Genomic DNA, 13,114 nt, shown 5'->3' on the forward strand with positions numbered 1-13,114 from the left:
GAAGGCATAAGAAAGCGGTACGGCTCAGGACACGGGATAAAGGAGTGCTCGTCCTGTGGCAGGCTGGCCTTGCATGCATCCTAGGTTGCTTGTGAGAGAGCGAATATCGATTTATTCTTCAGAAGTTCATTCCAAAAAGTCATGACCTACCATGCAACGACAGCTCCCCAGCATGATATCTCTTCGGTGCATCGTCGCTTTCGCACGCTTTTCCAGCGTCACAAGAGCCGCTGAAGAGTTGAATCTTACCCAGAGTGCCGTGAGTCGCCAGATCAAGAATCTGGAGGCGTTTCTGGGCTGCCCGCTGGTAACGCGTTCTCGACAGCGGCTGACGCTCAATGAGTTGGGGCAAGCCTATGTGCATGAGATATCGCCGTTGTTGGAGAGTCTTGAAACAGCGACTCATCATGTACGCACCAGTCACGTTGGTCATCTGCGTATCGGAGCCGAACCTTCGTTTACCTCTCGCTGGTTATTGCCAAAACTCAAGTCCTATGCAGTACTCAATCCCGAGATTGAGCTCGAGATCATGAATGATCTGCGCCGGCTGTATGACAGTCATGAAGGCTATGATGTCGGTATCCTTTTTGGAGAGGGTGAATGGCCAGGATTTGATGCACGTTTTCTCATGTCCAGTGAGCTACTTGCTGTGTGTACACCGGACTTGCTGACTGAAAAGGGTCCTGTCATTGAGCGGCAGGATATTCTGCGTTACCCGATTCTCCATCATGTGGCGCATTCACCTTTGATGAAATCTTCCACTCAGTTGTGGTTGGAAGCAGCGGGGCTATCGATCAGAGAGTGCAATGCATTACCAGGGCAGCGGTTGGAGCACTTCCAGTTTGTTCTTGAAGCGGCTTTACATGGGCTCGGGATAGCCATATTGCCGCGCTATTTCGTGACACCAGAGCTTGCTGAGGGGCGGCTGGTGATCGCAAGCACCTCGCCCTTGAGGTGCGGTGGTTATTACGTAGTTGTGCCCTCAGGGCAGCATGACCCCAAAGTCAGCCGCTTTGCGGATTGGTTGTTGTCCTGGGAGTCTTGATATAGGCGACTATCAGAGGGCTGGCTGGTGCGGGGTACATCATAGAACTGCCAATGGTTCCTTCCTCACGGACAGGTCTCGCCCTGGATCAGCTGTGTCGAGAGTCGGTGTGATGAGGCGGGCTCCAGCCCCAGAATCATTCGCGCGGCAAGGCGGCCTTTCTCGGTACTGTCCTGATGGACGGTGGTCAGGCGCGGTGACCGATATTGTCCTTCCTCGATGCCATCGAAGCCGGTGATACGCAGATCCTCGGGAATTCGGATACCACGTTGTTCGGCCAGGGTCACGGCGGTCAGAGCAATACGATCTGACATGCACAGCAGGAGGTCTGGCCGCTCGCTGGCTGGTAGGTCGAGTATCTCTGCCAGCACCGGCGCGCAGACCTCATAGGTGTTTTCCTCGATGTTCCACATCGACACAGAATCGGGGGGGATATCCTGCTCGGCAAGCGCACGATGAAAACCCGCCAGACGCGAGCGTGTGATGGTTCGACCTGCCGGGAGCAATGCGTGGGCATCGGTGATGAGACCATTGCAGGGCGTTTCCGTCAGGCGCAGGTTGACGATCCCGATACGACTGGCGGGTGACTGTAAGGCATGTTGCGCGATGTTGTAGCAGGCGGGCTCATCATCCACATGGATGGCAGGGTGGCCGCCCAGATCGAAGTCGACCGCCACGATGCGCTTTTGACCCGCGCTCTGGAGTTCCTCCACCAGCGTCATGCTGGCCATCAGCCCGTAGACGATGAAGCCATCGGCAATGCTGAAAGATCCGGGCACCTGGGAGGCATTCTGGCGGCCTGAAAGCAGCAGTAGGGTATGGCCATGGGCGTCCAGCACTTCGGCGATGCCCGACAGCAGTTCGCTGGCGACGGCATCCTTGAGGCTGTAGGTCAGCGTCTCCGCGAGTACCACGGCGATGATCCGTGAACGCCCTGTACGCAGACTGCGCGCCTTGGCATCCGGGCCACGGTAACCAAGGCGTTTGGCCTCCTCGAGAATCCGCTCGCGCAATGCAGGCGAGAGCTGGTCGGGGCGGTTGAAGGCGTTGGAGACACTGGCGGTGGAGACGCCCAGTTCTGCGGCTAGCTCCTTGAGAGTGATGCGGGGAGGCGATGACACAGGCGACGGGTTCCTAGAGTGGAGACAGATACGGTCAAGAGAAATTCAGGATATCGATCAGTCTAATGTATGCCTAGTCCAGCGTATGAGTTTGGGACCACAGCAGGGACTGACCTGTCTGTGACCATCGGGGCGGGAACTTGGGTGAGTGGAGAGGGCACTCAGCTCTGCGTGAGCCAATTGACATCACGCAGAGCTAATTCTGAAGATTGGCATTCCCTCTGGATTGGGGACGTTCAGGCTGCCTGGCGTTGCTGAGTCAGGCTCAGCGCGCGATCCTGACTGTCGAAGAGATGCACGTGCTCCAGGTCCGGCACCAGTGCGACGCGTTGGCCGATCTTCCACTGACTGGGGGCTTCACTGCGGTGGATCAGCAGGCTGTCGCCGTCTTTCGGATCCAGGTAGACGTAGACTTTATTGCCCAGGTACTCGACGTTGACGATCTCGAAGGCGTTGTCGCCACGGGCCTCTTCCAGGCAGAGGTGTTCGGGACGAACCCCCAGCGTCAGACGGCTGCCGGTGCGTTCGTTGCCCGCATCGCGAGGCAGCTCCAGCTCGCCGATCCCGGATGTCGTGATGCGACAGCCATTGCCCTCGCTTCGCAGCAGCTCTGCCGGCAGGAAGTTCATGGTCGGGGAGCCGATGAAGCCGGCTACGAAGCGGGTCGCCGGGGCCTGATAGAGCGTCTGGGGGCTGCCGACCTGCTCGATGCGCCCATCACGCAGTACCACGATCTTGTCGGCCAGCGTCATGGCTTCGACCTGGTCGTGGGTGACGTAGACCATGGTGGAGCCCAGGCGGTGGTGTAAGCGGGCGATCTCGTTGCGCATCTGCACCCGCAGTGAGGCATCCAGGTTGGAGAGCGGCTCATCAAATAACAGGATCTTCGGCTCACGCGCCATGGCGCGCCCCATGGCGACGCGCTGGCGTTGGCCACCGGAAAGCTCCTTGGGCTTGCGGTGCAGCAACTCCTCGAGCTGTAGGATGCGCGCCGTTTCCATCACACGTTGCTCGACGCTTTCCTTGTCGGTCTTGGCAAGCTTCAGACCGAAGGCCATGTTCTCGTACACCGTCATGTGCGGGTAGAGCGCATAGGACTGGAAGACCATGCCCACGCCGCGCTCACGCGGGGGAAGGTCATTGACCAGATCGCCGGCGATATGCATCTCACCGTCGGTGATCGACTCCAGTCCGGCGATCAGGCGCAACAGGGTCGACTTGCCACAGCCTGATGGCCCGACGAAGACCACGAATTCGCCGCTGCCGATCTTGAGATCCAGATCCTTGATGATGTGCGTGCTGCCGAAGGTCTTGTTGATCTTGGAGAGGGTTACGCTTGTCATCTTGCGACTCCCAGCCGGTGCTCGGCACCGGCTTTCGAAAGAAGGTTAGTCGAGTGCCAGGAAGGCAGCCTGATAGGCCGGCAGTACCAGGCGCGCTGCCTGGGGCTGAGCCTCGTCCAGTTCGGCAGTGAAGCCCGTGCCCTCGAGAAGGCGCGCGCCGCCTGCGTAGGCTTGCGGCAGTGCGGTGGTCCGTTCGGTGCCGGTCAGGTTGAAGAGACACAGCATGCGCTGGCCATCGTGCTCGCGCTGAAAGCCCAGCAGCTCGTCACCCACGTCCACCAGTTCAATGTTCCCCTCGCGCAGGACCGGGTGTTGGCGGCGGAAATTCATCAGGGCGCGGGTGGCATGCAAGACCGAGTTGGCGTCGTCTTCCTGATTGGCCACGGCCAGCGGCAGGTGGCGTTCATCGACCGGCAGCCAGGGCTCGACACTCGAGAAATCCCCCCGGGCCGTCTGACGCCAGGGCATGGGAGTCCGGCAACCGTCGCGGCCCTTGAATTCCGGCCACAGCACCTTGCCGTAGGGGTCCTGAATACGCTCGAAGGGCACCTCGGCTTCCGGCAGGCCCAGCTCCTCACCCTGGTAGAGGCAGACGCTGCCGCGCAGTGACAACACCATGGCCAGGGCGACCTTGGGATAGGCCACCGGGTCTTCGTCGGCACCCCAGCGGGTGGCGCTGCGCACGACGTCGTGGTTCGACAGGGCCCAGCATGGCCAGGCATCACCGGCCAGACGCTGGAAGCGCTCGATGACTTCGCGGATATAGCCTGCTGAATGCGGGGCATTGAGCAGATCGAACCCATAGGCCATGTGAAGCTTATCGCCCCCGGCGGTGTACTCCGCCATGCGCTCCAGCGGCTTGTCGTCACCGATTTCTCCAACCGTGGTGGAACCCGGGAATTCATCCATCAAGGCGCGTAGGTCTTTCAGGAAGTCGAGGTTTTCCGGGCGGCTCAGGTCATAGACGTGGCGCTGCCAGGTATAGGGGTTGGAATCCGGGGCACCCAGTGTCTTGGCTTCGCCCGCCGGCACCGGCGGATTGTCGCGCAGGGCCTGATCGTGGAAGTAGAAGTTGACGGTATCCAGGCGGAAGCCATCGACGCCGAGTTCCAGCCAGAAGCGCATGTTGTCGAGCTGAGCCTGACGGGCCTCCGGGTGATGGAAGTTCACGTCGGGCTGGCTGGTCAGGAAGTTATGCAGGTAATACTGCTGGCGGCGCGAATCGAAGGTCCAGGCCGAACCGCCGAAAATCGACAGCCAGTTGTTGGGCGGCGTCCCATCGGGCTTGGGGTCTGCCCACACGAACCAGTCGGCTTTGTCATTCGTGCGATCCTGACGGCTTTGCTGGAACCAGGGGTGCTGGTCGGAGGTGTGGCTGATCACCTGGTCGATCATGACCTTGAGATTGAGCGAGTGAGCGCGCTCCAGCAGCACCTTGAAGTCCTCCAGGGTGCCGAACATCGGGTCGACATCACGGTAATCGCTGATGTCATACCCGAAGTCGAGCATTGGGGAAGTAAAGAAAGGGGATAGCCAGATGCCATCCACGCCCAGCGATGCTACGTAATCGAGTTTGGCGGTAATCCCCGGCAGATCGCCGATCCCGTCGCCGTTGCTGTCCAGGAAGCTGCGCGGGTAGATCTGGTAGATGACGCCACCGCGCCACCAGCTGGAGGAGGTCTGCATTTGGGTTTCGAGCAATGACATGAAGATTATCCTTTGACGGCGCCGGCGGTCAGGCCGGATACGATGCGGCGCTGGAAGATCATCACCAGGATGACCAGCGGTATGGTGACGGTGACGGAGGCGGCCATGATGGGGCCCCAGGGGAGCTCATGCTGGCTGCCGCCGGAGATCAGGGCGATGGCGACCGGCACGGTGCGTTCGCTGTCAGTCAGCGTGAAGGTCAAGGCGAACAGGAACTCGTTCCAGGCCGCGATGAAGGCGAGCAACCCGGTGGTGGCCATGGCCGGCCACATCAGGGGCAGGAAGACCTTAGTGATGGTCTCCCACGGCGTGGCGCCGTCCATGATCGCGGCCTCTTCCAGTTCCATGGGCAGTTGACGCATGAAGGTCGTCAGTACCCAGACGGTGAAGGGCAGCGTGAAGATGGTGTAACTGAGAATCAGGCCACCGGGGTTGTTGTAGAGATTCAGGCTGCGAATCACCTCGAACAGCCCGGAGAGCACCGCGACCTGAGGGAACATCGAGACCCCGAGGATGATCAGCATCACAGTGGAGCGGCCGCGAAAGCGCACGCGTCCCAGCGCATAGGAGGCGGTGATGCCCAGCAGCAGCGCGATCAACACGACGCTCAAGGCGATCAGGATCGAGTTGCCGATCGCCTGCAGGAAGCTCTTCTGCGCAAAGATCTGGGCGTAGTTACTGAAGTCCAGTGAGGTCAGCCAGTAGTTGACCTCGAACAGCTCACTGGACGGTTTCAGTGAGGTGATGACCGCGTAATAGAAGGGGAACACGGCGTAGACGATGATGATGGCGATCAAGGCCCATTTGCCGACCAGCTTGGCGAGTCGGGTCATCTGGTAGCGATTCATCGGATGCTGATTCATTTATCCACTCCCAGTTGGCGGCGGCCAAGGTAGAGGTAGACCACGACGGCCAGCGCGATGATCAGGAACAGCATCGTGGAGGCGGCACTGCCGTAGCCCACGTCCTGGAACTCCACCAGTTGCTGGCGGGCGTAGATCGACATGGTCATGGTGCTGGACGAGTTGGAGGTCAGCACATAGATGACGTCGAAGACGCGCAGTGCATCGAGAAGACGGAAGATCACGGCGACCAGCAGGGCCGGGGTGATCAATGGCAGGGTGACGCGGAAGAACACCTTCACCGGGTGGATGCCATCGACCTCGGCGGCTTCATAGCAATCCTTGGGCAGCATCTGCAGCGCGGCGAGTACCAGCAGTGCCACGAACGGGATGGTCTTCCACACATCGACCATGATCACGGCCCACATCGAAAGATCGGCATCCGCCGTCCAGGCCAGTGGCGCATCGATCAGCCCCAGCCCCATCAACAGGTGGTTGATGATCCCGAACTGGTCATTGAGCATCCAGGCCCACATCTTGGCGGAGACGATGGTCGGGATGGCCCAGGGGATGAGCACTGCGGCGCGGACCAGCATGCGCCCCTTGAATTCGGCGTTGAGCAGCAGGGCCACGATGATGCCGAAGACGACTTCCAGCGACACCGAGATGACGCTGAAATAGACGGTGTTCCAGACGGAATTCCACCACACCGGGTCAGCCAGCAGGCCGTACCAGACGCCGTCGTCCTTCACGAGATAGTTTTCAAAGCCGATGAAGGCGGCGCCGGTCGTGTCCGAGAGCGAGGCATCGGTCAGGCTGAGGTAGAAGGTTCTCAGCAGTGGCCAGCCGGCCACCAGGGCCAGCGCGACCAGCATCGGCGCGAGATAGGTCCAGGCCGCACGTACCCGCTGGCGTCTGACCCTGGTACCGCGTTTGCGGGTCCGGGCCGAGGGCGTGTCCGTCGGCACTGACTCATTGAGCGTGGTTGTCATGCGAAACCTCCCGGGTTACCAGCGACGACGTTTGATGCGAGCCAGCTCGCCCTTCAGCTGAGCCACGGCCTGGGCGCCGCTCTGCTCGCCGCTCAGCACACTGTGGGTCGCATTGAAGAAGGCGTTGCTGACCTGGCCGTAGTTGTCACCGGTGACGGCAGACGGACGTGCCACGGCATTGGTGAAGGTGTCGTAGAGCGTGCCGAAGAAGGGCACGGCGGTGAGCACCTCTTCATCCTGATACAGCGCCGTGAGGGTCGGGTTGTAGGCGGCCTGGATGGCCCGGCGTTTCTGCTCGGACTCACCGGTGAGGAAAGCCACCAGCTGTGAGGCGAGCTCGGGGTTCTCGCTGTACTTCGAGACCGCCAGGTTCCAGCCGCCCAGCGCCGCTGCGCTTTCTCCCTCGGCGCCGTGAGGCAGCTTGACCACCCCGACCTTGCCAGCCACCTTGCTGTCATCGCTCTGGGTCAGCGACCAGGCGTAGGGCCAGTTGCGCATGAAGACGGCGTTGCCGGACTGGAAGATGCCGCGGGCTTCTTCCTCGGAATAATTGAGCGCCCCCTGCGGGGTGATCTCGCCGATCCAGCTGGCGGCCAGGTCGAGAGCGGAGGCCGTATTGGGGTTGTCGACGGTGATCTCGCCATCGGCATCGACAATGGCGCCACCGTCGTTGCTGGCGACCCATTCCAGCGCATTGCAGGTCAGGCCCTCATAGGCACGCCCCTGGAAGACGTAACCCCACATCTTCTCGCTGCCGGCCTCGCGTTCCTTGGCCTGGATCTGCGTGGCGGTCTCTGTCAGCTCCTGCCATGTTTCGGGAGGTGCGAACCCGTACTTTTCCAGCAGGTCCTTGCGGTAGTAGAGCACCCCGGCATCCGTGAACCAGGGCATGGCCACCAGGCGGCCATCGACCGTGTTGTTGTCGATGATGGTCTTGAAGTGGCCCTGCGCTGCCTCTTCGCCGAGCGTCTGGTGCAGATCAAGCAGGTGATTGCCGAGCAGGCCCGGCCAGACCACATCGATCTGCAAGACGTCGATGTCACCGGACTGGGCCGACAGAATCTGCTGATAGAGCGAGAGGCGTTCCGTCGAGGAATTGGGCGTGGAGACGATATCGACCTCATGCCCGGTCTTGTCTTCCCAGGCAGCGACGCCCTGTTCACAGAGTTCCAATTCGGCCCCGACCGCACCGCAGGAGATGGTCAGGTCCGCGCCCATGGCAGGGGCGGTGGTGGCCGCTCCCAGCAGGGCGAAGCTTGAGGCGATTAGCGTCTTGTGTTGCATGGTGGATCCTCGTCACTTGTTGTTGTTTGACCCGCATCGGACGTCTGGGTGGGGGAGAGTCACAACGTCGTCCGATGGTGGTTTCTTAATCGATTAAGGGGTGATCACAGTCAAGCGATTGGCGTCGATATCCGCAACCTGAACTTTGGTCTTGCTGTGGCCAATATGTCGCCAGAAATGGGAGTTTTACGCGGTGATCGCTCCCCTTTGGTCGAATTTCGACATAAGTCGTGTGTCTGGAGCGCCGGATTGCCACTAGGATCTTAAACGATTAAGTGAATGTGGCAACCCCTCCAACACCAACGCCAATGATTCGGGCGCCACTTCGCTGATCATCGCCAAGCGAGTGATTCGTCAACAACAATAAAGGCTCTCTTCAACATGACAACTCCCCCTCAGCACCCGCTCAAGACCCCAATTGTCATGGCCGTTGCCATAGCGGTCATGAGCACCAGTGGACTCGCCAATGCCGACGGGGCAGGCGATATCGAGGCGCGGCTCGCAGAGCTGGAACAGCGTATCGATGACGCCGAACAACGGGCCAGAGCGGCTGAACGTCGCGCCGCCGAGGCAGAGCGCGCGATGGCCGTTCAGCGCCAGTCGAATGAGGTTGATCAACCTGCGCGCGTGACCGCGCAGACCGAGGACCTCGAAGAGCGTCTGGCGGCCGTCGAGCGTCAGGCCAGTGGGGAAGAAGGTTTCTCCTTCAATGCCTATGCCCGCTCCGGGCTATTGATCGGCGAAGGCGGCAAGAGCATCGAAGGCGGCCCCTATCTCACGCCGGCGGGCTCGGTGGGCGGGGCGGTCGGGCGGCTGGGGAACGAGCCCGACACCTACGTCGAGTCGGTATTCAACTACAAGACCCGCTACGACAACGGGACGAAGGCGCTTTACCGCACCATGATTGCCGACGGAGTAGAGACCAGTAACGACTGGACCTCGGACGAGTCCAGTCTGAACGTACGACAGGTCTTCGTGGAGTTGAGCGATCTGCCGAGCTTTACCGGCGCCTTCGAGAATTCCTCCATCTGGGCGGGCAAGCGCTTCGATCGGGACAACTTCGATATTCACTGGCTAGACAGCGATTTCATCTTCCTCGCCGGGACCGGCGCAGGTATCTACGACGTCCAGCTTGCCGATGACTGGAAAGCCAACTTCTCGGTCTACGGGCGCAGTTACAGTGAATATCCGACAGAGGACTCCGATACTGGCGGCAATACCGACAACCTGACGTTCACCATGAACAACTATGTCGGCCACTGGCAGTGGATGGTCAGTGCCCTGTCGGCGGCAGACAATGAAGAGCGCGCCATGGACACGGGTGCCGAAGCGGCCGATTCCGGCTTCCACACCATGCTGGTCTACCATGGCGACAGCTTCTTTGGCCTCGCCGATGGCAGCTTCAAGGCCGCCGTGCTGCATGGCCGCGGGCTCGGCGCGGAGACCAAGGTCATCGGGGCTGACGGGAACCTGACGGATGACGCCACTTCTACTCGCCTGGGGCTTTACGGCACGACCTATCTCGCACCCAAGTGGCGCTTCGCACCAGCCGTCTTGGCAGAGGTGAGCAAAGATCGCTATGACGGCGGAGATGAATATTCCTGGGCGACCTTCAATGCGCGTCTGGCCAATGAGCTGACGACGAATTTCGAGATGCAGTACGAGCTGAGCTATCAATGGATGGACCTGGACCCCGGCTCGACAGGCAATGCCGTGGAAGGCGGGTATCGCAAGTTCACCATTGCACCGACCTTCAAGCCTGAAGTCGGTGGCTTCTGGAAGCGTCCGGAAATTCGCCTGTTCGCGTCCTGGAGTGACTGGGATGAGGAGCTCAATGATTACTCCGAAGATGATGCTCTCGGGAGTGCAGGCTTCACGGGAGGCGAATGGGCCTTCGGTGTCCAGAGCGAGGTATGGTTCTAGGAGCAGGATGCCAAGCTGATCATCGCCTGCCAGTGCTTCGATCTTGCCCGCGGTTAGCCGCGGGTTTTTTGTGACGCCATCACTGGATGGTTGAGACGCTGACCGCAACAAACTGACGAGGAGATCTTTTTTCGTAATGCTGGGAGGAGCTGCTTAGAAAGTCGGCATGAATTTTCAGTGTCGTTGTCTTTTGCTTATGCAGCTTGATAACTATGGTGCCATTCCTGAATTAATTAATTGATGGGCATACGAGAGGCTAATAAAGGATAGGTTCTTTGTGAAAATTGATCATCCGGCATCTTATAGTGAGTTGTTGATGGGTTATACTGAGCATTTTGCCCTATACATTTAATGGCAGTTGTCACATTGGTGGTTGAAGGCTGGGAAATCGCGGTATGCCAAGGAAAGATGAAGGGAACTTTTTGTCGACGATGTTGTATTGAGTCGGCTGGCTCGCGCTGTATTTCATTTAAAGTCAGTGGTCGCGCCACCAATGAGATGAAGCGGTAGGGCTGTTGTTGAGCCCTAATATCTGTGCTAGCTTATATTCGTAGCCTGCCATGAGGCTCAATCACAGCATGTGACTGGTCATTGGTTGATTTTTATTTGTCGCATTATCTATTTGATTTAGGAGACTGCCATGAATAGTGATATCGCCGAAGGTAAGTGGAAGCAACTCAAAGGTAAGGTCCGCGAAGGTTGGGGAGAGCTTACCGATGAAGATGTCGACGAAATTGCGGGTCGTAAGGAGCACTTTGTCGGGAAGGTTCAAGAGCGTTATGGCATGAACAAAGAAGACGCTGAAAAGGAATGGAATAAACTGTCCGATTCGTGAAGCTTTTTTAATATATATTTTATGTTACCGATGCTTGCACTTTGCAGGCATCGGTTTTTTTGTGTCTGAGCTCAAGCAATCAGAGCAGCACGCATGGTATACGGGGGTTTAGAGCATTCTCTCGAGAATACTTGGGATGGCTACTCGATAGCCGAGGCGCTGTCGGGAATGGTCATTCCGTTTCTCGACGCACCTTGCGTAGCTCAGTATTACTGACATTCTTGGAGACTGCCCCTTGGAGAAGTACTGGCGTGTCAAGCCATTGATATTCTCCGTGGTCCCTCGCCAGGTGGGGCTATAGAGGGCATGGCAATACATTTACTGTCAAAGCCCTTTGCGACATCTTCGTGATTGGCGACCTCCGAGTCGTATCCAGGGTCATCGTCTGGGGGTACCGCGAAGAGGCACCAGCAACCGATGCATCGGCTGTTGCGTCAGTTCTACTGGGGTCCTGAGCCGTCGTGCTGCCAGAGATAGTCGCCAGGGTCGTGTTATCGAAAGGCGGCTATTGACTCCCTGGTGGCACACGTCAAAGCCAACGTGATATGGCTGTATTCTTCATCATGCGCCTGCTGCATGCTTGCGTGATCCGCGGTATGGTCGGCCAATGATTATCCAATGTGGGGTGGAATGCCTTGATGAGATGTTGAGCATTGAGCCCCGTTAGGGAGTGAGCATGAAGAAGTCCGAGGACATATCCTCATCCAAGCGTGTCACCATCACTGAAGTTGCCAAGGAGGCCAACGTCTCGATTGCGGCGGTCTCTCGGGCAATGAATCCTGAAGGCAGCAGCTCCCCCGAGATGCGTAGCCGGATCCTGGCGGTAGCCGAGCGAATGGGGTACAAGCCGAATCGTCTGGCACGAGGCATCAAGTCGCAATCCAGCCTGATCGGGATTCTCGTGACCAATTTCGAGAACCCTGTCTACCTGGCGATTCTCAGCGAATTTTCTGCTGCGATTCAGCGGCATAACTGCCACACCTTGTTGATCAACGTGAATACCGAGAAAAGCATCTCGGAGGCTGTCTCGTTGGTGATGGAATATCATGTCGATGCCTTGATCGTCACTTCTGCATCGGTGCCGCCGGAGTTGGTCGAGGCCTGTGCGAAGCAGAATACGCCTGTGGCCATATTCGGGCGTGATGGAGAAGATTCCGGCGCCTGTGTGGTGACCTGTGACGATGTCGAGATGGGGCGCATGGCAGCAGATCATCTCATTGATCTCGGTTATCGTCGGCTGGCTTATGTGGGGGCGTCGACCAAGGAGCAGGCAACGCTGGATAGAAAGCGTGGCTTCATCGAGCGGCTGGAGCAGCGTGGGCTGACCTTGCATGGCGTGGGGGAAGGGCATCGCCACAGCTACGATGCGGGTTATGAAGCCACCTGTGAATTGTTCGCGGAGGCGGAGGTCATTCCTGATAGCATCTTCTACTTTGATGACATCATGGCATGTGGCGGTATGGACGCCATACGTCATGAGTTCTCGCACCGCATACCACAGGATATCGGTATCGTCGGGGTGGATGACATTCGCTTTGCCTCAAGCAAATCCTATGATCTGACGACGATCTGCCAGCCATTCACGGAAATGGTCAACAAGACGGTGTCGTTGTTATTCGCGCGCATCAAGCAAGGTGGCATGGCGCCCAGTCGGGTCATCATGCCGTGTCAGATCACGCAACGCGGTTCGACTCGTCACGTCAACTGACACGCGCACTGCAGAACGCTTGATAGTTTTCTCGTGAAATCTTCTCTGGTGGCGGAGCAGCACTCTCTTGGTAGTCCGCCTGGAATACTGGCGATTCGTTGGCACATCGGTGGATTTTCGTTCTTTCTCGTCCCTTGGTCTAAATGGCTTTGAAAACATTTTCAAAGCCGGTTTGGCTGCGCTAGGCTGCTTGATATGCAGCGTACCAAAGCCAAGGAAAAGCCCCTGTGGTACGCGATAGAACAATAACGCCATCCACGCCTGAAGCCGAGACGCCCAATGACTCAGCAGACACCGCCCTCATTCGATCACCG

10 protein-coding genes are annotated in these 13,114 nt (G+C 58.6%); 4 read left to right on the top strand and 6 right to left on the bottom strand.

The window, feature by feature from the left end:
• Nucleotides 1-151 precede the first annotated feature (151 nt).
• On the top strand, nucleotides 152-1,045 hold the full coding sequence (locus tag BOH68_RS06230) for a LysR substrate-binding domain-containing protein (protein ID WP_219815750.1): 894 nt from the start codon (nucleotides 152-154) through the stop codon (nucleotides 1,043-1,045).
• Between the two features lie 65 nt (nucleotides 1,046-1,110).
• Here BOH68_RS06230 and BOH68_RS06235 read toward each other — a convergent pair whose 3' ends face one another.
• From BOH68_RS06235 to BOH68_RS06260, 6 genes are all read right to left on the bottom strand, one after another.
• A complete protein-coding gene (locus BOH68_RS06235; RefSeq protein ID WP_170877359.1) occupies nucleotides 1,111-2,166 on the bottom strand; it encodes a LacI family DNA-binding transcriptional regulator in 1,056 nt (351 codons plus the stop codon).
• A gap of 236 nt (nucleotides 2,167-2,402) precedes the next feature.
• Entirely contained in the window at nucleotides 2,403-3,509 is a 1,107-nt protein-coding gene (locus BOH68_RS06240; RefSeq protein WP_077372960.1) for an ABC transporter ATP-binding protein, read from the bottom strand.
• Between the two features lie 45 nt (nucleotides 3,510-3,554).
• A complete protein-coding gene (locus tag BOH68_RS06245; protein WP_077373301.1) occupies nucleotides 3,555-5,195 on the bottom strand; it encodes an alpha-glucosidase in 1,641 nt (546 codons plus the stop codon).
• A 26-nt stretch (nucleotides 5,196-5,221) separates the two neighbouring features.
• Nucleotides 5,222-6,079, bottom strand: coding sequence for a carbohydrate ABC transporter permease (locus BOH68_RS06250; protein ID WP_170877360.1), 858 nt, complete (start codon nucleotides 6,077-6,079; stop codon nucleotides 5,222-5,224).
• Nucleotides 6,076-7,050, bottom strand: coding sequence for a carbohydrate ABC transporter permease (locus BOH68_RS06255; protein WP_077372963.1), 975 nt, complete (start codon nucleotides 7,048-7,050; stop codon nucleotides 6,076-6,078). The genes BOH68_RS06250 and BOH68_RS06255 overlap by 4 nt, the downstream gene beginning before the upstream one ends.
• Before the next feature lie 15 nt (nucleotides 7,051-7,065).
• Entirely contained in the window at nucleotides 7,066-8,334 is a 1,269-nt protein-coding gene (locus BOH68_RS06260) for an ABC transporter substrate-binding protein (protein WP_077372966.1), read from the bottom strand.
• A gap of 423 nt (nucleotides 8,335-8,757) precedes the next feature.
• On the opposite strand from BOH68_RS06260, the gene BOH68_RS06265 reads away from it, so the two are divergent.
• The 3 genes from BOH68_RS06265 to BOH68_RS06275 all read left to right on the top strand — a co-directional run bounded on the left by BOH68_RS06265 (nucleotide 8,758) and on the right by BOH68_RS06275 (nucleotide 12,800).
• A complete protein-coding gene (locus tag BOH68_RS06265) occupies nucleotides 8,758-10,257 on the top strand; it encodes a carbohydrate porin (protein ID WP_077372968.1) in 1,500 nt (499 codons plus the stop codon).
• A 640-nt stretch (nucleotides 10,258-10,897) separates the two neighbouring features.
• On the top strand, nucleotides 10,898-11,092 hold the full coding sequence (locus BOH68_RS06270) for a CsbD family protein (protein ID WP_043334054.1): 195 nt from the start codon (nucleotides 10,898-10,900) through the stop codon (nucleotides 11,090-11,092).
• Between the two features lie 676 nt (nucleotides 11,093-11,768).
• A complete protein-coding gene (locus BOH68_RS06275; protein ID WP_054555839.1) occupies nucleotides 11,769-12,800 on the top strand; it encodes a LacI family DNA-binding transcriptional regulator in 1,032 nt (343 codons plus the stop codon).
• Nucleotides 12,801-13,114 lie beyond the last annotated feature (314 nt).

Origin of the sequence: Cobetia sp. MM1IDA2H-1 (assembly GCF_002916775.2) — a bacterium.
Taxonomy (GTDB): Bacteria; Pseudomonadota; Gammaproteobacteria; order Pseudomonadales; family Halomonadaceae; genus Cobetia; species Cobetia marina.